The organism is Blautia sp. HCP3S3_B11 (assembly GCF_052064435.1).
Classification (GTDB): Bacteria; Bacillota; Clostridia; order Lachnospirales; family Lachnospiraceae; genus Blautia_A.
Map to the genome: position 1 here is coordinate 15,606 of NZ_JBQHVP010000003.1, position 20,239 is coordinate 35,844.

The 20,239-nt window shown below is 43.2% G+C and carries 18 protein-coding genes; 5 read left to right on the forward strand and 13 right to left on the reverse strand.

The genetic code is table 11. From position 1 onward, the window contains the following. Positions 1 to 15 precede the first annotated feature (15 nt). Complete coding sequence (locus ACTNC0_RS02835; RefSeq protein ID WP_441086284.1) at positions 16 to 1,746, reverse strand: S8 family peptidase; 1,731 nt, start codon at positions 1,744 to 1,746, stop codon at positions 16 to 18. A 527-nt stretch (positions 1,747 to 2,273) separates the two neighbouring features. Here ACTNC0_RS02835 and ACTNC0_RS02840 point away from each other — a divergent pair. Beyond that, a complete protein-coding gene (locus ACTNC0_RS02840) occupies positions 2,274 to 3,185 on the forward strand; it encodes a 4Fe-4S dicluster domain-containing protein (protein WP_441086285.1) in 912 nt (303 codons plus the stop codon). A 495-nt stretch (positions 3,186 to 3,680) separates the two neighbouring features. Next, positions 3,681 to 4,004, forward strand: coding sequence for a hypothetical protein (locus ACTNC0_RS02845; protein WP_441086286.1), 324 nt, complete (start codon positions 3,681 to 3,683; stop codon positions 4,002 to 4,004). A 19-nt stretch (positions 4,005 to 4,023) separates the two neighbouring features. On the opposite strand, the gene ACTNC0_RS02850 is transcribed toward ACTNC0_RS02845, so the two are convergent. The 5 genes from ACTNC0_RS02850 to yedE form a co-directional block, all read right to left on the reverse strand. Then, a complete protein-coding gene (locus ACTNC0_RS02850) occupies positions 4,024 to 4,806 on the reverse strand; it encodes a ZIP family metal transporter (RefSeq protein WP_441038486.1) in 783 nt (260 codons plus the stop codon). A gap of 65 nt (positions 4,807 to 4,871) precedes the next feature. Then, positions 4,872 to 5,162, reverse strand: a complete 291-nt coding sequence (locus ACTNC0_RS02855) for a hypothetical protein (RefSeq protein WP_441086287.1) — start codon at positions 5,160 to 5,162, stop codon at positions 4,872 to 4,874. A 110-nt stretch (positions 5,163 to 5,272) separates the two neighbouring features. Beyond that, on the reverse strand, positions 5,273 to 5,515 hold the full coding sequence (locus ACTNC0_RS02860; RefSeq protein ID WP_291807773.1) for a DUF3343 domain-containing protein: 243 nt from the start codon (positions 5,513 to 5,515) through the stop codon (positions 5,273 to 5,275). Next, positions 5,512 to 5,718: a sulfurtransferase TusA family protein gene (locus ACTNC0_RS02865; protein WP_117845030.1), complete on the reverse strand. Its 207-nt coding sequence runs from the start codon at positions 5,716 to 5,718 to the stop codon at positions 5,512 to 5,514. Before ACTNC0_RS02865 ends, ACTNC0_RS02860 begins: the two co-directional genes overlap by 4 nt. 109 nt (positions 5,719 to 5,827) lie before the next feature. Continuing rightward, positions 5,828 to 6,910, reverse strand: coding sequence for a YedE family putative selenium transporter (gene yedE / locus ACTNC0_RS02870; protein WP_441086288.1), 1,083 nt, complete (start codon positions 6,908 to 6,910; stop codon positions 5,828 to 5,830). 291 nt (positions 6,911 to 7,201) lie between these two features. Between yedE and ACTNC0_RS02875 the strand changes: the two genes are divergently transcribed. Both ACTNC0_RS02875 and ACTNC0_RS02880 read left to right on the forward strand, forming a co-directional pair. After that, positions 7,202 to 8,365, forward strand: coding sequence for an aminotransferase class V-fold PLP-dependent enzyme (locus ACTNC0_RS02875; protein WP_441086289.1), 1,164 nt, complete (start codon positions 7,202 to 7,204; stop codon positions 8,363 to 8,365). A 54-nt stretch (positions 8,366 to 8,419) separates the two neighbouring features. Then, the gene (locus tag ACTNC0_RS02880) at positions 8,420 to 9,316 is read left to right on the forward strand and encodes a selenium metabolism-associated LysR family transcriptional regulator (RefSeq protein ID WP_291815759.1); all 897 of its coding nucleotides are present in this window, start codon (positions 8,420 to 8,422) and stop codon (positions 9,314 to 9,316) included. 3 nt (positions 9,317 to 9,319) lie between these two features. Here the strand turns inward: ACTNC0_RS02880 and ACTNC0_RS02885 are convergent, their stop codons facing one another. From ACTNC0_RS02885 to cobI, 4 genes are all read right to left on the reverse strand, one after another. After that, a complete protein-coding gene (locus tag ACTNC0_RS02885; RefSeq protein ID WP_441086290.1) occupies positions 9,320 to 12,121 on the reverse strand; it encodes a two-component system response regulator in 2,802 nt (933 codons plus the stop codon). 319 nt (positions 12,122 to 12,440) lie between these two features. Then, positions 12,441 to 13,172, reverse strand: coding sequence for an ABC transporter permease (locus ACTNC0_RS02890; protein ID WP_008706312.1), 732 nt, complete (start codon positions 13,170 to 13,172; stop codon positions 12,441 to 12,443). A 73-nt stretch (positions 13,173 to 13,245) separates the two neighbouring features. After that, on the reverse strand, positions 13,246 to 14,088 hold the full coding sequence (locus ACTNC0_RS02895) for an ABC transporter ATP-binding protein (RefSeq protein ID WP_441086291.1): 843 nt from the start codon (positions 14,086 to 14,088) through the stop codon (positions 13,246 to 13,248). Beyond that, positions 14,085 to 14,780, reverse strand: coding sequence for a precorrin-2 C(20)-methyltransferase (cobI, locus tag ACTNC0_RS02900; RefSeq protein WP_173681034.1), 696 nt, complete (start codon positions 14,778 to 14,780; stop codon positions 14,085 to 14,087). Before cobI ends, ACTNC0_RS02895 begins: the two co-directional genes overlap by 4 nt. A gap of 245 nt (positions 14,781 to 15,025) precedes the next feature. Between cobI and ACTNC0_RS02905 the strand changes: the two genes are divergently transcribed. Beyond that, positions 15,026 to 15,544, forward strand: coding sequence for a hypothetical protein (locus ACTNC0_RS02905; RefSeq protein ID WP_291815774.1), 519 nt, complete (start codon positions 15,026 to 15,028; stop codon positions 15,542 to 15,544). A gap of 82 nt (positions 15,545 to 15,626) precedes the next feature. Here the strand turns inward: ACTNC0_RS02905 and ACTNC0_RS02910 are convergent, their stop codons facing one another. From ACTNC0_RS02910 to ACTNC0_RS02920, 3 genes are read right to left on the reverse strand one after another with little or no spacing between them, the layout of a single operon-like run. Then, positions 15,627 to 16,937 carry an alpha-L-fucosidase gene (locus tag ACTNC0_RS02910; RefSeq protein ID WP_118520030.1) on the reverse strand — a complete coding sequence of 437 codons (1,311 nt, stop codon included), beginning with the start codon at positions 16,935 to 16,937 and terminating at the stop codon, positions 15,627 to 15,629. 23 nt (positions 16,938 to 16,960) lie between these two features. Beyond that, entirely contained in the window at positions 16,961 to 19,462 is a 2,502-nt protein-coding gene (locus tag ACTNC0_RS02915; RefSeq protein WP_441086292.1) for a transglutaminase domain-containing protein, read from the reverse strand. Continuing rightward, positions 19,462 to 20,208, reverse strand: coding sequence for a copper homeostasis protein CutC (locus ACTNC0_RS02920; RefSeq protein WP_291815780.1), 747 nt, complete (start codon positions 20,206 to 20,208; stop codon positions 19,462 to 19,464). Before ACTNC0_RS02920 ends, ACTNC0_RS02915 begins: the two co-directional genes overlap by 1 nt. Positions 20,209 to 20,239: the final 31 nt, after the last annotated feature.

Genomic DNA, 20,239 nt, shown 5'->3' on the forward strand with positions numbered 1-20,239 from the left:
TATTTTTGTATAGTCTTAAATACTTGGCAAACTCCTTTCCAGACACAAGCACCCCCACCCCACCTCTTCATTAGGATACTCCTCGTACCCCGGCAATGGTCTGGCGCCTTTTCGGAGATAAGCTTTTACTTTTTCCCCATAGAGATAGGGATCGTTTCCATTTACAATCCCCCATTGCATTAACAATGCTGCAGATCCGCTGACAAAAGGTGCTGCAAAGGAAGTCCCTGTTACTGTTCTGTAACCACCGCCGGGTACAGGAGCAACTATGTTCACTCCCGGTGCCACCAGATCCGGTTTCAGATATGGCAGCATTCTGCTGCCCCTTCCGGAAAAGTCCGCATAGGAGTCAACCAACGAATCATATGCTCCAACTGCAATAATCCGCCGGGCGGTAGCAGGTATGGTCAAAGTCCCATATGCCCTTGGTTCATAAAACCCAGTTCCTCTGTTCAGGGTATTTCCACCCGGCAGCCACAGATAATATTCTCCTCCTCTGACCCTTTTTCCACTTAAAATGATTTTCCAGTCTCCACTGTCCACATAAGTTTCCACAGGAAGAAAATCTATGTAGATTTCCTGTGTCAGATGATAGGGTCCAGGTTTGCCATAATAGATTAAAAGATCTGTATTTCCCAGTCTGTACTTCTGAGGACCAAGCTTTTCGTCTAAGGGGCCGATCCGGTTTCCGGATGGATTTTCAATATAAATGCTCATTTCATCCTCATAAGATTTCCATAACTGCACATTTGATGTTGGTTCCCTGCTGCTCACAGATAATTCTATCTGTCTGGTCTGTCCCTGTTTCAGGGTTCCTCCCTCATGCAGAGGCTGATTGCCGTTGTTCCCTGTACCTGTACAGATAGCCAGACGTCCTATGGAAGAAACCATATCTATATATGTTTCAAGAAGGGAATCTCCCTTGTGGGATCCATAATTATTTCCAAAACTGAGATTAATTGCCATTGGCCGTCCCATAGTCAGTGCCTGTCGCACCAGATAATCAATCCCCTGTATCAGCTCCGTAGTCCTGGGAAAGGAGTTTTCTCTGGGAATTCCCATTTTCACAACCAGCAGATCACTTTCATAGGCAACTCCCTGATTCACCCCATCTGACGCCCTCCCATTTCCTGCTGCAATCCCCAGCACAGAAGTTCCATGTCCACTGTAATCTGAAGATGGAACAAGACGCCTGCCCTGGTTTTCTCCAAGTGCAAGCGCCTCATCGATCTGCTCTTTCGTATATTCAGTTCCTGTCACATATCCCTGAGGTGGTTTTCCCTGTATGCTCTGATCCCATAAACGTAAAATTCTGCTGCTCCCATCTGCATTTCGGAAATCAGGGTGAAAATAATCCACTCCTGAATCCACAACTCCTGTCAGGATTCCTTTTCCCGTCAGTCCATTCCTGCCGGTCTGCACTGTGCGGATGCAGCTTGCTCCCTTTGCCTGAAACAATTCAAAATACAGGCGTTTGGGTTTCTCCATAAATTCCACCTGCACTCTGTGGGAATACTCATCAATCTCACTTTCCGGCAAAGTTACCACTGCATAGCTGCCTAACAATGGCACTACCTGAATTCCATTTCCAGCCAGACCACTTTCCGGTCCGCTGTACTTTATGATCACATCCCATAGCCTGGTTGCAGGATCATATCCTACATTAAGATTTCCTGACTTTCTACGCTCCTGTGGGGTTGCATCCATTGCAAGATTTAAAAGGTTATCTATTTTCTGGTCTGGCATTTTAATCTCATTTCCAGATATTCACTTAGTCTATTATATACAAAAGTTCTGCATACGGACTCTTATTATAACAATTTTTGGAACTGATAGTTCATTTCATGCTTTTCCAGCCAGAGCCACTTTCCAACTGCTTTTAAGAAACAATTATGAATGACTCCCAACGAGTACAGACGCAAACGGTCATAAAAACCATTCCATCTTCTCCCTCACATCCGCATACTTCAGATAAATAACATTAAATTCTCTGACTATGGGCTCACCTTTCAATGTAAAAATCCCAAGCTCCGGGTCACTTTTGGCAAGTACTTCATATACAAATGAAATTCCATACCCGGAATTCTGCCCTGAAGGCTTTTTTATAAAGGTTTCTGTTTTTCAGTTTCACAGTTGCATTATTCCATAAATGTTACTTATCATATAATAAAAACTCATAAATTGATTTTATCATTCATGAAGCCTATAATCAACAAAAGAAACGCCGTATATATCAGAGAAAAGCAACAGCTACATAAAGGAGATACTTAAACATGAATGAGAAAAAAATAACAACATCCGCCAACAAAAAACTGAGTCCCGAGGAAATCAAACGGGTAAAAGGTCTTGGATGCCTTCAGGACAAACGATATGATGACATCTTTAATATTCGGGTCATCACAGGAAATGGACATATTACCACAGATGAACACCGTGCCATTGCAGATGCAGCAGACAAGTTCGGAAATGGTCAGATTACTATGACAACCCGCCTGAGTATGGAAATCCAGGGAGTTCCTTATGATAATATTGAGAAAACAATCGCCTTCCTTGGAGAGCATGGCCTGATGACAGGCGGAACCGGAGCTAAAGTGCGTCCTGTTGTCTCATGCAAGGGAACAACCTGCCAGTATGGTCTGATTGATACCTTTGCACTCAGCAAGAAGATCCATGAGCGTTTTTATGTAGGCTATCACGATGTGGTACTCCCGCACAAATTCAAGATTGCAGTTGGCGGATGTCCAAATAACTGTGTAAAGCCTAATCTGAATGATATGGGAATTATCGGTCAGAGAATCCCCAAACCGGATGCAGAGAAATGCCGGGGATGTAAGAAATGTCAGATTGAAAAGAGCTGTCCTGTCCACGTTCCGAAATTAGTTGACGGTAAACTTTACATTGATCCTGAAGAATGTATCCATTGCGGACGCTGCAAAGGAAAATGTCCTTTCGGCGCAGTACCGGAATATCAAAATGGTTATAAAATCTATATCGGAGGCCGCTGGGGTAAGCGAATCTCACACGGTCAGGCTCTTACCAGAATTTTCACAGAGGAAGAAGAAGTAATGGCAGTCATAGAAAAAGCAATCCTTCTCTTCAAAAATGAAGGAATCGCAGGAGAACGATTTGCAGATACTGTGAAACGTCTCGGATTTGAGTATGTGAATGAGAAATTGATTGGCTGAGTATTAAAAAAGACACTTCGGAAAACTTTCCCAAAGTGTCTTTTTTCAGGTTTTTATTTTGATGTAAAAATATCAACAGTTTTATTTCATAAATTATGCAGTCTGTTTTTCATCATTTTTTTCAAAAAGCTTCTTCACTCCCTGGATTGCTACCAGCACACCAAGGATCAGCAGTAACACTGCAAAGATAAGCTGTAAGGTATTTCCAAGATCCAGGCCTGTGGTAAATAATGCATTTAAGACAGTTCAGCAGGATTTCACACTCTGATGGGCTGGATTAAGATGCATTATTTTAGAGGATTGCTATAAAACCATTTTCAAATGCATTCATTTGTATAATATACGTAATTGTTTTTCTGTCTTGTACTTTCTCCGTCCTCTGCATATAACAGAGAAAGAAAATTTTACAGAAATTTTTCATTAGCGCGCATGTGTATTTTACAAACTGTTTCTATAATAGTAATCAAAGAATTGAAAGAGAAAAGAGGAATCATTATGTATCAGACATTATGGAATTCTATTAATAAACAGGTAAAAAACTCACATGCTTCTGCAGCCTTTCTGGCTATTTCACTTATAGGATGGACAACCATCGGTCTTCTGGCAGGCTTTTTGATCTGCGTAATCGGTGGTATGTCCTTTATTACAAAGGTAACTGTTGTCCTTTGCAGTGGCGGGTATACAGGATTGATCTTTGGTTTCTTTGGCGGTATTTTATATCTGTACCGGACAGAACCACCTCATTCAACTGACTCTGCCCCCTCACAGGTTCCCACTGTTTCCCAAATATCTCTCAACGCCAAGACAGCTGCCCGGTAATAAATCGGACAGCTGTTTTTTATCCAAGCGCTACATCCAGAATCATCATCAGGGAAAAGCCTACAGCGAAGAAAAGGGTTCCTATGTTAGAGTGTTCTCCGACAGACATTTCAGGTATGAGCTCTTCTACCACTACATAGAGCATAGCTCCGGCAGCGAAGCTTAAAAGATATGGAAGTGCCGGGACAATGAGTCCGGCAGCTAGGATTGTGAGGACTGCACCGATAGGTTCTACAATCCCGGACAGGACTCCGCCTGCAAAGGCTTTGGTCTTTCCCATCCCTTCAGAACGCAGGGGCATGGAGATAATAGCTCCCTCAGGGAAGTTTTGAATAGCAATCCCGATAGAAAGAGCCATTGCTCCCATTATAGTGATCTGGGCGTGACCTGTTAAATAACCTGCATATACGACTCCTACTGCCATTCCCTCCGGAATATTATGCAGAGTTACTGCAAGAACCAGCATGCTAGTTCTCTGAAGTCTGCTCTTCGGACCTTCTGCCTTGTCACTGTTCTGGTGAAGATGCGGGATCATGTGATCCAGCAAGAGCAAAAAAAGCACCCCTATCCAAAATCCCACTGCTGCCGGTACAAATGAAAACTTCCCCAGTCCGGAAGACTGTTCAATTGCCGGGATCAGCAGACTCCATATGGAAGCTGCAACCATAACTCCTGCTGCAAAGCCGGTAAGTGCCCTTTGAATCTGTTCATTCAGATTCTTCTTCATGAAAAATACGCAGGCGGCTCCTGCAGAAGTTCCAAGAAAAGGAATCAAAATTCCATAAAATACATTTATATCCATCAATTTATTCCTCCTGTTTTTATTTGTATGCAAATAAAAGAAATAGGTTCTTGTTATTTGTTTAGTCAGTTTATTCTAACTTCAATCAGTATATCAGATTTTTTGACAAATAAAAAGAGAATACAAAATTTTTTACTATTTTGTATTCCTGAAGTGTAAGTTTCCTGCATTGTTAGTTCCTTTTCTGATGGAATTGCGATCAGGACTGCAAGAACTGCTGCAAACATACCAACCAGTACCATTTCTCTGGTTGTAAACTTTCTCTCTGCAGCAGGGCTTTTTGCATATGACTGACTCATAATAATACTCTCCTCTTTCCCTGTTGATGATTGGTTTTGACTTTCTTTTTTTATCATAGGCGGAGAAGATTGATGAGAATTTATAAGAGAACCCTTCCCTCAGGTCTTTCTTTCACCTGTGGAAAGGGTTCTTCTCTTTGTCTCAGAAGCTCTCTGCATCCAGTCAGTTATTCTTCATCCGCATGATAAATCCCCACATACCCCTGCTGCTCCACTCTGACGATCTGTTCTACCTCCTCGGTTTTCTCCGGGAAAGTATCTTCTGTCTGGAATCTGACACAAGTTCCGCACGAAGAACTTAAATCTCTCGGAACCGGCATCACTTCTGCTTTAAGATTCATAGCTTCACAATTTCTGCGAAACTGAATGGCTCCATAGTGGGAATAAAATGTGGCTATGTATGTAATCATTTTGTGATCTTCAGCAGGATGTCATCCCCCTGCTCTTCTACCTTTACCTGATAACCCTGATGTGTGGCAAATCTGGATACATTCTCTTTTGCGACTACATTGTCAACCAGAACTTCATATTCTTTATCGCCGGATTCCATTGCATTCTTTGCACGAATCACTGGTTCCGGACAGGACAAGCCTCTTGCATCTACTTTCTTCATCCGTCTCGTTTCCTTTCTATTGCTTAATGCCATATTTATGACTATTCAGCATCGTCTCAATTGCGAGCCTGAATCCATTCATAAATCACAACTATTTTTATAACAGTTCCTATGCTTCTTCTTTTCTCATGGAATTCATTGCCGCGATCACTGCAACCACCACGATACCAATGATAACTGCAATTTTTCCATTCGCTGTAGGGCCCTCACCGGAAGATGCAAGCCCGAAGTTATGGGCAAAAGCAGCACCTGCCATCAGACCAAGAACTGTTACCGCAGAGTCTGTATTTCCCTCACCTGCCAGGATAAGCTGACGCAGCGGACAGCCGCCAAGAAGGATACATCCGAAACCAGCCAGATACATACCAAGTGCATTCCACAATCCATCTGTATGTGCAATCGGCTGACCTGCGAATCCAGGATTGAAATAAGCAGTTCCTGTAACCGCACCGAGAATCAGGTTCATAACAAGAGCAGTCACAAGGATTGCCCCAAACCCAAACAGTAATTTATATTCCTTGAAAAGTACTGCATCACGGATACCACCAACCATACACAGACGTGTTCTCTGTGCCAGAATTCCAACGATAATTCCTGCTGCCAGTGCAATAACAATTGCAGCATGTTTTGCTCCAGGTCCGCCTTCCGGCTCTGTGAAATGGATAAATGCAGGTGCAGTTGCCAGCAACAGAAGCATCACGATTTGGAATGCAGGATAAATACCACCTTCCAGCTTCGGCATCTTATAAGAACGTTTCAGTGTGTAACCTTTCTTCAGGAAAACAGTTCCTGTAAGAATACCGGCTACAAATCCAACAAGTCCAAACAGAGCATTTCCGTCTCCGCCTGCCAGACGCAGAATCATACGGAAAGGACATCCAAGAAACATCAGACATCCGATCATAACAAATGCGCCAAGTGTAAATCTGGTCACAGGTGCAGAGCCGCCTCTTGGACGAAACTCTTTCTTAGCAAGTGAAATGATACATGCTCCAAGCACCAGACCAATGATCTCCGGGCGGATATACTGAACTGCTGCCGCTGAATGAAGTCCCAGCGCACCTGTGGTATCTCTCAGGAAACAGGCAATACAGAAGCCCATATTTGCCGGATTTCCAAAAAACACCAGAATTGCAGCAATCAGACCGATCACGCCTCCTGCCAGAACTATGGTTCCCTTTTCGTTTTTCATTTATTTCTTTCCTCCTTTTACACTATGTACTCTCAGCGTCTTTATTGCACTTGCTTTTGTGAGAGTACATCACTGACTTTTTTCGTTGTCAGCATAATTTCTTTGTATCTATTTTATCATTTTTATGCTGAAATCACTAATTCATTATAGTCGTATTTTATAGTTATTTATAGAAATCATTTATAAGTTGTGCTATACTACAGATAAGATATGATGTTAGGGTCAAAAAGTATTTTTTTCTGACTTGATATCCACGAATTGCTATATATAAAAATCGGGGGATTTGTTACTATGAATAAAATATATCTGGATCAGGCCAGTACGTCTTTTCCAAAAGCACCATCTGTAGCACAGGCAGTTTATGATTACCTGTCAGGCTCTGCTGTGAATGTGAATCGGGGAGGATACCGGGCAGCTTATTCTGTGGAGGAGCAGATTTTCGAGACAAGAGAACAGATTCTGAAGCTCTTTCACTTTACTTCCGGAAAGGGTAAGAATGTTATTTTTACAGAAAATATCACTGCCAGTCTGAATGTTCTTCTGAAAGGACTTCTGAAACCCGGCGATCATGTACTTGTAACTGCCATGGAGCATAATGCAGTGATGCGTCCTCTTGTACAGCTGGAGAAACACGGAATTTCTTTTGACAGGATCCCATGCGCTTCTGACGGCAGTCTTCTGCTTGATAGAGCAGCTGCACTCCTTCGTCCTGAGACTAAGCTTGTGGTCTGTCTTCATGCTTCCAATGTATGCGGAACTGTCATGCCGGCACAGGAAATCGGAGATTTCTGCAAAGAACATAGGCTTCTTTTTATTCTGGACACTGCACAGACAGCAGGAACGCTTGACATTGATATGGAGAAATATCACATAGACGCACTGGCATTTACAGGTCACAAGGGACTCAGAGGACCACAGGGAACAGGAGGCTTTCTGATCCGCAATGAACTGGCAGCGCAGATTGAGCCTCTTATCAGCGGAGGAACAGGAAGCGCCTCTCATTCTGAGGAAGTACCGGCATTTCTTCCGGATCGTTTCGAGCCCGGAACTCCCAATATACCTGGGATTCTGGGACTACATGCCGCACTCTGTGATCTGGAGAAACAGTCCATGGAAGAAATCCGCCAACATGAATTAATGCTGACACAATACTTTATGGATGGTATCCTGAATCTGGATCCTGAAGAAAAATTTCTGCGTATTATCGGTAAAAAAAATACTGAAAACCGTTGTGCAGTTGTATCTGTCCAGACCTTACATATGGACATGGCTCAGGCCGCCTTTGAGCTGGACAGTACTTACGGAATTATGACAAGAGTTGGCCTTCACTGTGCACCAAATGCCCATAAAACCCTTGGAACATACCCGAAAGGTACTCTCCGGTTTTCTTTCGGATCCGAGAATACAAAACAGGAACTGGATATTGCTTTAAATGCATTATCCGCATTACTATAGCAATCCTCTTAAATGCATTATTTAAGAGGATTGCTATAAAAGGAGAGTTTCACAATGGAATTTAAACAATTAGAAGCATTCGTCGCTGTCGTGGACTACGGCAGCTTCTCAGAGGCGGCCCGCCGCCTCTACCTGACACAGCCCACGATCAGTGCGCATATACGTTCTCTGGAAGATGAACTGCATATGAAACTGATCATTCGTACTACAAAGAAAACAACAATCACTGCCAAAGGCTACCAGCTTTATGACAGTGCAGTCCGTATGCTGGAGATCAGAAATAACCTGCTTGAGAATTTTACAGGTGCCCACAAACATATGATAGATCTGGCTGCATCTACCATTCCTTCTTCTTATCTTTTGCCGGAACTGCTTGCTGCTTTCGGCAAAACGCACCCGGATGTTTATTTTCACTCCATACAGTCAGACAGTTCAGAATCCATCAGCCGGGTACTGGACGGAACTGTAGATCTGGCTCTGGTAGGTCAGAATACACGTGACGAGAGCTGCGTGTTTATTCCTTTCTGCCATGATGAGCTGGTCATTGCAACTCCTGTAACAGATCACTATCTTGCACTCAAGGACAGAGAAACACCCGCTATTTTCCATGATTTCCTGAAAGATCCTATTATCCTCAGGGAAAAAGGCTCCGGCACAAAAAAAGAAATGGATCTTTTTCTGGAGCGCACAGGCATCACAACAGGCAATCTGAATGTAATCGCCCGCATGAATGACCTGGAAAGCATCAAAAAGTCCATTGTTAATGGTCTGGGAATCTCTATTCTTTCATCACGCTCTGTCAATGACCTGCAGAGGACAAAGCAGATTCTTGTCTTTCCGCTGGAGGAAGCTGCCAATAAGCGCAGTTTCTATATAGTCTACAGCAAAAACAGGATTCTGAAACCCCATGTAAAGCAGTTTGTACAGTTTGTGCGAGACTATTATATGTAACTGTTATCTGCCGGCATCCAGCAGTTTCACAAACTCTTCCTCCGGCATCGGTTTGTAAAAATAATAACCCTGAATATAATCACAGCCGTTGTCTCTTAAGAACTCGACCTGCTCTTTAGTTTCAGCACCTTCCGCTATAATCTTTATCTCCATAGTATGTGCCATTTCAATGATGAAGCGGATAATACTGCGTGTTTTGGTATTGGTTTCTATCTGCCGCACAAAACTCATATCAATTTTCATAATATCAAAGTTGTAATTCTGGAGCATTCCAAAGGAAGAATATCCGCTTCCAAAATCATCCAGGAGCAGCAGAATCCCTGCTTCTCTTAATGCCTCCAGAGTTGCATTTCTGTCTGCCTCAATGGCAGCATAGGAGGTTTCTGTAATCTCCATTCTGCACAGACCGGACGGCATGGAAGCATCTGCACATTTCTTCTCCAGCCAGTTCATGATCGTCTCATCATAGAAATCCATCCATGACAGATTAGTTGATACCGGAACTGTGATCTTATCGGACTGATAACGTTTCTTCTGAAATTCATTAACCGAATCCAGCACATACAGATCCAGTTCGGAAATATGTCCGCTTTCCTCCAGTGCAGGAATAAATACACCCGGCGAAATAAATCCCTTTTTCGGGTGGAACCACCGGATCAGAGATTCTGCTGATGCAATCTTTCCGGTCATTGCATCCACAACAGGCTGAAAATATACTTTGAACTGTCCCTGCTCAATCCCTTCCTCCAGTTCACCTGCTAATGTTGCTTTATCTATATATGTATTCTTCATGGAAGAATCATAAATCTTATATGACTGGACAAACTCATCTGTAATATATCTCTGGGCAATCTTTGCCCTGTCAATCATTCCATTCACAGACATTTTTTTCTTTTCAAGCATAAAAATCCCACATTTGACAGACAAATGAAGTGTTTTTCCTCCCCGGGTAAGTTTCTTCTGACACATTCCGGTAAGCATATCCAGATCGAGATTCTTACGTTCTACCAGACAGATAAAATGATCTGCGTCCTCACGTGCCGATACCAGAGGCTTCAGCTCTGATTTCCGGACATCTTCGTACACTTTGCGCAGCATCATATCTCCGATTTCTGTTCCAAAAAGCTCATTGACTGCCTTGAAATTCTTAATATCGAAAAATACAACCGCATATCCGGTTCTGTCTTCACTTTCTTTCAGGATCCGTTCCACATGACGGATAAAACCCTGTCTGTTATATCCGCCCGTCAGAATATCCTGTTCAAATTTCTCCGTAATATCCTCAACTGTAGCTACAATAATGTCAAAAAATTTATTGAGGTAAAAAAATGTATAGTTCTTTAAACATTTCTCCCCTTTTTTATTAAACTGATGAACAGAGAAAGAATATCTATCTTTCTCCTGCAGTTCTTTCCGAATGGTATCAAGACGCACACATTTTTCATATACGGATTTCTCATCATCCGGAACAAATTTCTTCATAACTTCAGTAACATAACCGGAATAACTGATCTCTTCTGCCAGAACCATCTCCATGGCACAGATACCCGGATGATCCAGTCTCACACAGTCTCTCTGCCCGTCAATAATCTCTATTCTGTCAAAATTATTTCTGTACAGCATATGCGGAATCTGCTCTGAAAAATAGTTCTCTGTAATATCAGAAAAATAGATCAGTGCTTCCAGCCTGTCATAAGAAACGTTCCGGACCATCTCAACTGTGGTTCTGATCATCCTCAGACTGATTCCTTTTGCGGCATACACAGGACATTCCCATTGGATCATATCTTTTCCCTGTGTCAGACACTCCCTCAGATTATCTACACAAAATACCTTTCTGTACTGAGTTCTCACTTCTCTCTGCGGAATAGACTGACTGATCCGCTCAATATAAGAATCCAGTGGTTCATTTACATCTTTCAGCTCCAGTGAAGCAATCCTGCTGTTTGCCATAATACAGCTTCCATCCGAAATATTTACTGTAACTGAGGCAAACGCATCTTTTGCATGACGTATGATCTTATCCAGCTGTTTCAGATATTCATCATTGATATCCCGGATATACATCATGGCAATCTGGTCATCCGGTTTATATTCTGCACTTCTGATGACTTCCATACATACCCAGCGGTACTCCTGTTTTATCAGAGTTCTGTAGTTCAGGTAAATGCGTTCTCTGCCTTTCGCAAGTTCTCTTCTCAGATTATCTATACTGCAGAATTTCAAATATTCTTCCTGATCCTCTTCATAAATATACTTATAATCAGCCATCATTTTAAGGCTTTCAGAAAGACTTGGAAGCATGGAAACAGTACTGTCTTTTCCTCTTATAACTGTATAAGTATCTGTCGAGAGATTAATCTTGAGTATCCGGTGAAAAATAGATGATAACATTTTCATCGCATCCTGCAGGTCTCCCGTCATCTTATCATGCAGCGCAATCGTACTCTCAACACGATGAAAGACCGTCATTGCATCAAAGGGACGTGTGAAGTAATCACTTGCTCCCAGCCCATAAACCCGACGGATGCTATCTCCGGAAGTCTCTGATGAAATACAGATAACAGGCAGCATATCCAGCCATTGCTTTTCCTTCATAACAGCAAGTACCTGATAACCATCCATTACCGGCATGATCAGGTCAAGGAGCACCAGCTTAAAATCCTTATGGCATCTTTCAAGGATTTCAACTGCCTGCTTTCCATTTTCAGCTTCACAGATATCATAGTTATCTTCCAGCATACAGGCAAGGATTTCTCTGTTTAATTGTGAATCATCAACGATTAATATCTTTGGCTTACTCATATAATGTATGCCCTTTCTTCTGTTATTATGGCTGTGTGAAAATTTAACCGGACAGATGTCAAAAACAGCTGCTCGGTTATGCATAATTCAAGTATATCATTCAAAGGATAAAAGTCAATAAATGGAATATACCATTTTATTGCTATTCACCGGTAAAAGGATTACTGAGAACAGAGTGAATAGCAACGTTTTCGTACACTGTCAGTATATGATTCCCCTTTTTCTCTTTACAAAGATTCACATTGATATATAATGCATAACCAGATCAAGGAGGAGCACAAGCTCCTCCTTGTCAGTCAGTTACAGATTTTTCTTCTTATTACAGGTTTTTCTTCTTATAAATAAACCATGATGCAGCTACAGTAAACACCAGCAGATAAAGAAGCAGAATCCCAATACCGGTGTAATTCACCGCCTCACCTGATGAAATGCTTCTCATCAGATGGCTGGTCTGGGATAATGGCAAGGCTGATACAAACTTGCCTACAAATCCCGGAAGTTTCTCTGTTGAGAAAAAGGTGTTACACAAATATGCCATAGGCATAATGATATAATTGGAAAACCTCGGCACGTCTGCGTGGTTTTTTGCCAGAAAGGATACCACCACACCGATGGCTGAAAATACTGCTCCGTTTAGGAACATCACCAGAAAAGACCATCCGTTGAAGATCAGTCCCGTCTCAATAGGTGCTGTAAGAAGCAGTATAATTCCTCCTGCATACAGACCGCGCAGGCTTCCCCCGATGATCTGCCCGGCGATAAACTGCCATAACGGTGTGGGGGAGATCATCACCTGATCAAAGGCCTTCTCATACAGTCTCTGTACATTCAGGTTCTGCGCAATGGCATTGAAGCTTCCGTTCATAGTTGTCAGTGATACCACACCCGGAATCAGAAAGTTCAGGTATGGCTGTCCATGAGAAGTGGTCTGGATTCCCATTCCAAATACGATCAGATACATTAGCGGTGCGATCATTGCCGCCAGTGTGATCTTATAGAAATCCCGGCGGAATTCTACCCACTTCTCCCATAATATTGTTATAATTCCCATACATTTTTCTCCAGATTATTCTAACTTTTTTCTCAACCTCCGCAGGGGACTTCCCTGATTCGGTTAATAACTGCTATTTTGAAATCAAATGCTTCCCGGCTCTTTCTACAAAGACGTCTTCCAGTGTCGTCTCGCGAAGAGACGCCTGTCCTGTAAGCTGTTCCAGATACCGGATTGCTTCCTGTCGTGTATGGAAATAGTGATTCTGTGTTCCATCTGCTGTCATCTCGTCCACCGCATAAGCACCAAGACTCTCGATCAGTGCTGACGGAGTACTTACCTCCTCCAGCTTTCCATGATCCATCAGTGCCACACGATTGCAGAGACTCTGTGCTTCTTCCATATAATGAGTAGTCAGCAGGATCGTCAGGTTTTTCTCATTAAGCTTACGCAGAAGATTCCACATCTGTCTCCTGGAAAGAGCATCCATTCCTGCTGTGGGTTCATCCAGAAGCAGGATCTCCGGATCTGTCAGGAGTGCCCGACAGACCATCAGCTTACGCTTCATTCCACCTGAAAGCTTACGTACTGTACGCTTGCGGAATTTCAGCAGGTCACAGAACTCCAGAAGTTCCTCTGTCCTTTCTTTTATCTGCTTTCTGGGCATAAAATAGAGGCGGCCCTGATATTCCATGATCTCATCCATATTCATATCCTGACGCATGGAATATTCCTGAGTAATCACACTGATCTTTCTTTTCAGATCAGGACGTTGTCTTGTAAGCTGCTGACCGTCTATGAGGATTTCTCCCTTTGTCGGAAGAAGAAGGGTTGAGAGCAGACTGATGGTCGTTGTCTTGCCTGCTCCGTTTGGTCCGAGAAGACCAAAAAACTCACCTTTTTCAATTTTCAGGTTCAGGGAATCCAATGCTGTAAAATTGTCAAAGGTTTTCGTCAGATCTTTTGTCTCTATCATTTCTCTTCGGCTTTCTCTTTGGCAATGATCAGGGAATAATATCCTGCATCATCCGGAATTTCCTCTACGCTGTTATAGATATGTTCATCCGGCATACCACAATTCTCTACCATACGGACTTCGCGGCCGCTTCTTTCAAGGATTTCCTTCACCTGATTCATCTTTCTTCCGGATTTCATAAGCACATAGGTTCCCGGCTGATCCAGTTCACTGTCAAGACGGTGAACTGCAGGCTGTACATGAAGGGGCTGATTCCACTCTGTAAGCGGGATATTCAGGCGTGCTGCTGTTGCGCAGAAGGAAGTGATGCCACTTACCAGTCTTGTCTCATATCCATCCGCTTCTACTCTCTTCTGTACATATGAAAATGTTGAATAGATAGTCGGATCTCCAAGTGTCAGAAATACTACATTCTTACCTGTATCAAGTGCCGCTTCCAGTGCCTTGGCACCTTTTTCATGGTTCAGTTCCAGTTCTGCCTTATCATGTGTCATTGGCATATAGATTGGCAGAAGTTCCTTCTTGGCCAGTTCCGGTACTGCCTGTACTGCGATCTTATATGCAACTGTTTCACGCACCTCTGCGCCCGGTACCGCAATAATATCATTCTCTTTGATCAGACGCACTGCCTTTAATGTCATAAGTTCCGGATCTCCGGGGCCAACTCCTACTCCGTATAAAATTCCTCTCATTACCATATCCTCCTGTGATTTCCATATACATTTTTATGATATCAGAATTGCATGATCTGCTTCGCAGCAAAGCAATTCACAGATATTCATTTATTGTGCTCACTGTTCACTACGTTCTCAATAATGTTGCGTGTGAACAGTACTTTTCATTATACTAAAACAGGATAACTTTTTCAACGAAGTATTGACAATTAATTTCAATTGTGGGATGATGAAAATTATCGAATTTAAGTGAGGAAAGAAATATGAGAAAGATTTTTGCAGTTCTGGCAGCTTTGATCTGCTGTCTGTCAGTATGGACTTCTGTTCCTGCTGCACAGGCTTTCACTCTTGATAAAGAAGATGGGGAGTATTCCATCCAGGTAGAGCTGGAGGGCGGGAGCGGCAAAGCCAGTGTCACTTCACCGACTTTGATCACCGTAAAAAACGGCGAAGTAACTGCCGATATCCAGTGGAGCAGTTCTAATTATGATTACATGATCGTTGACGGTGAAAAATATCTCCCTGTCAATGAGGAAGGAACGAATTCTGAATTCCTGATTCCGGTTACCATTATGGATGAGAGCATGCCGGTAATCGCAGACACTACTGCCATGGGCACCCCTCATGAGATCAATTATACCCTGACTTTTTATTCCGATTCCATCGGTTCCAAAAGCCAGATGCCGCAGGAAGCAGCGAAACGTGTTGTTGCTGTTGCCCTTGTTATTATCATAGGCGGCGGGATTCTGAATTATTTCGTAAACAAGAGAAACCGTTGTTAAGTCAGACGGACACCTGTGCCTCAGTTCGGTTAAGGAACGTAAAAAAAGCTGCCATCCGGCAGCTTTTTTGTATTCTATATCTTTATTCAGCCATCTCCACTTCCAGCACATAGTCTACAGGATCCGGCAGTACAGGATCCGGACCGAGGTCAACAAATGCGATATCCGGATAATCGCTGTGCACCCATAAAGTAGAAATCGGCACTTCATGTCCGTCATCCAGGGCACGTACTTTCACAATCTTATTCTTGTCAAAGCCGATCAGCGGCAGTGGTCCTAATGTATTCTCATAAATATGGACATAATACTTGTTTCCATTTCTGGTGATACGTCCGTAATCCGGTTTCGGGATATCTGCTGCCGGAGCGCATCCATAGATACTGTCATGGTTCTTATCCATCCAGCGTCCGATTTCCGCCAGAATCGCAGAGGACTCTTTCGGGAATTTACCTTTCGCATCAGGTCCTACGTTCAAAATCATATTTCCACCTTTGGAAACGCACTCTACCAGCTTCTTGATCAGCATGGAAGCAGGTTTGTAATAGTGGTCATTTGCACAGTAGCCCCAGTTATTGTTCATGGTGAAGCATGCTTCCCATACCATCGGATTCCCTTCTTTGTCGCAGATTCCTTCCGGCGGAATGATCTGTTCCGGGCTTACGAAATCGCCATGATATGGTGTCGGATTGCAGTCATACAGAGAACCTCTTCCCTCACCGCTGACTTCCAGACGGTTATCAATGATGATTCCCGGCTGTAATCTGCGGACCATATCTATCAGTCTTGTTGCTCCCCATTTCTCGCCCCGCATATCATCATATGAAAAGTCAAACCACATAATATCGATTTTTCCATAATTTGTGCAGACCTCTTCCACCTGATTGTACATATACTCTATATAACGAGAAAAATCTCTGTTTTCATTACTGCATTCCGGATGGTTTCTCATAGGATGGATGCGGTCTCCGTAATGAGGATAGTCCGGATGATGCCAGTCAAGTAAGGTGAAATACAGACCGACTTTCAGACCTTCTTCGCGAAGGGCTTCCACATATTCTTTGATCAGATCTCTTCCTGCAGGTGTATTGGTAACTTTATAATCTGTGTATTTACTGTCAAATAAACAGAAACCATCATGGTGTTTCGCAGTCAGAACCACATATTTCATACCTGCTGCCTTTGCCTCTTTTGCCCACTGTTTCGGGTTATAGTCTCTGGCATCAAATTCTTTCATAAACGGAAGGTATTCTTCCTCAGGCATCTCCTCTGTACTGCGTACCCATTCTCCTCTTGCAGGAATAGAATATAAGCCCCAGTGGATAAACATTCCGAAACGGGCATCCTGATACCATTTCATACGTTCTTCATATTCTTTTCTGTTAAACTGATACATGATTTCTTATCTCCTGTATTTATTTACATTAATCTCAACAGCATATCCCCGGTTCCTACATTGTAACCGCTGGTCGCATAAATCCCATTCAGGGTTCCATTCGTCACAATAATCAGCGGAAGTTTGTCCGGATCTACGTACATACGCCTTCCCAGAGTATTGATAATCTCTGAGAAATCATCATAATAAATCTGAATATTTTTTAACTTTGCAAGTGCTTTGGACAGTGTCGGTGTCTCCAGTGCTTCTTTGCTTCTCACTACAAAAATAATCTGCTCTGCATATCCTGCGAAAGCCTCTTCCTGCTCCATCATTTCATTTAAGATATGCTCAGTAGGCTCTTTTTCTTCTTCCAGAAACATCAGGATATGTTTTCCGTCTGCTGTAAGGTCAGATGCTTTCACCTCTGTACCATCCTCAGTTTTCAGCATAAATTCCGGCATGGAGATATTCTCCAGCATATCCTCCAGATCTGCTTCCCTGAGTACCAGCTCGATCTCCTTTGTCTCTCCGGGCTGAATTTCAAAATGATATTCATTTGCAAACATATTTCCATTTGGAAGTCTGTTTGAAGTAAGAATCCTGTAGTTTCCGGATTCCAACGGCAGATTCAGGATCTGATCTTCGAAATTCTCTGCTCCCAGTTTCAGTGATGTATATCTTCCATTCTCCAGTTTTGCAATACTCCAGTTCTGGAAATATTTCCACTGTACAGTCTCTCCTGCTTTCAGGATCAGAGTACAGTTCTTCTCTGTTCTTGCAAGCACAGGAACGAATCTTCCGTTTTCCATATATTCCATAGAACGATCATGTGGATTCAGTCTTGCCGCTACTCCAAGGGTTCTCGCTATTGCAACAAACAGGATTTTCTTTGACAGGAAGCTTCCTGTACAGGTCCTTATGCATCCTGCCGGTGTTGTGATCACACTGGAACGCTCTTTCTCCGGTCTGGAAACAATTGCCTTCTCGATCAGATTCCAGATTCTGGAAGGATCATCTCTCAGCTCCTGTTTCTCAGCTCTGGAAAAATGCTTCTTAATCTCTCTTCTGTATTTCTGAAGAACTTCATCATCTACTCTTGGATTTAACACATAAGATACAAAGGTATCCTTTTTCATCATACCATGATATGGGATTGCCAGCTCCAGGTGTTCCTCCAGAACGTCACTGATACAGTCAGTTCTGTCTTTCTCTGTGAGAACCCTCAGGAGATCTTCTCTGTATGAGACAGCAATGGCTTCTTCTATCCTGTTTACCTTTTTTTCCAGGAAACGTTCACATTCCGGATTTGACCAGTTTCTTACTTTTTGCTCTCTGTGTGCATTGGCTGCTGCCAGACGCTTATTTCCCTTCGCCTTCTGTTCTAAAGTCGGCATGTCTGTGTTTACAGGTGCATCATGAGGAGCAAATATATCTGCTGCTGTCCACTTTTCTGATTCGCCGTCATTTCTTTTATCCTGCGATACCAGACAAAGTTCACAGTTATCTTCTTTCTCAGTGTTCATAACTGTTTCCGCATAGAACCACTCGCCGTCAGAACACATTCTTGCGGAAATACGCAGACTCCCAAGTCCTGTTGTCAGTCTGGCGGTTCCCTTACTGTCTGTTTTCTTCTCTGCGATTGGTGCATACTCTGAATAGTTCAGCACCTCAAAGGAAACCTCAGCTCCCTCTGTGGGTAACCCCTGCGCATCCTTTACTGTTACTGTAATTTCTTTGGTTACTGCATACCTCTTCAATTCATTCAGCATGGTCACCATACCATCTGTGCCGATCACCTCGCCTTCCGGTATCTTGGTGTCAAACACACGTGAATGAATCATCATTGCTCTGGAAGAAGCGTTTGTAAACCATCCTTTATTCAGGATTTCTTCAGGCTCACAGGCTCCGAGGAAATACCATTTGCCGTCACACCAGATCTCTACCCAGGCGTGATTGTCATCGCAGTGAGACCACTTCGGCGCATATACCTGGCGGGCAGGTACGCCTACACTTCGCAGTGCATTTACAGTGAATACGGACTCTTCACCACATCTGCCATTTCCTCTGCGGTATACAGAAATCGCAGATAAAGTACGGTCATCTGTACAATGATAAGTAGCTTCTTCGGCACACCAGTAATTCACTTCCAGCGCTGCTTCTCTGAAGTTCATTCCCTGTATTCTGCTTCCGATCTCTGTGCGGAAATAAGTTCTGCACTGTGCGATCTCTTCCTCATTTACTCTGTGAAACAGCACATAATTCAGGAAGATTTCTTCCGGAAGATCTGCAACCTGTGGATTCTCTTTCCAGAGCTTTACACCATTCTCTGCATAGTCCAGAAATACTTCAAATGGATAATTGCCAATATCACTGTACGGCATAAACGCATATAAATATTTACATGCAAGCGCCACTTCCTCTGTACATTTCTGTAATTTCTCGTCTACAGGCGCAAAAACCCGGGGCAGGTTCTTTGCCTGCTCCAGGTAGTTCTCTTCAATTCGGCCCCTGTTCTCTTTTAAAAAAACTCTCGGTTCTGCCATTATAATTCCTCCAGAACTTTCTTTGCGGCACGGATATTATCTACATCCGTACGCCATATCTCATATTCACTCAGCATCGGAAGTCCCATATTGACTCCGTCCTTGCGAAACTGCATCTCACTGTCAATGACTCTCTTTCCTGTCATATGATAAGCCCTGACTCCTGTAAGCGGATAGAGCTGGCGGATCACTTCTGCTCCAACGCCGCTTCCTGCCTGAATCGTGATACGTTCCTGACTCTTCTCTACCAGTTCCTTCAGCAGATCTGCCCCCTGCAGACATACATTGCGCTGTCCTGAAGTAAGGATCGTATTGATTCCCAGTGAGATTGCCTGTTCCATTGTTTCTATTGGATCCACGCATACATCAAAAGCTCTGTGAAGGGTCACCGACATATCCCCTGCCGCCTCCATCAGTTCTTTCATCTGTTCCATGTTTAATGTGCCATCCGGTTTCAGCACTCCAAATACAACACCTTCGGCACCCATTTTTCTGAAATCTTCTACTGCATGCTTTATCATGGAAAATTCTGCATCTGTGTAGCAGAAATCTCCAAAACGCGGACGGATCAGGGCATGAATTCTGATATCCGAACGCTTTCTTATCTCATCAAAAAGCCACGGTCCCGGAGTGGTTCCGCCGATGATCAGGTTGCCGCAGAGTTCCAGCCTGTCTGCGCCTCCCTCAACCGCTGCCACAGCAGATTCTACAGAATCTACACAGGCTTCCAAAATATATTCTTTCACGTACTTGCCTCCATCTTTTTTCATCTAAGCC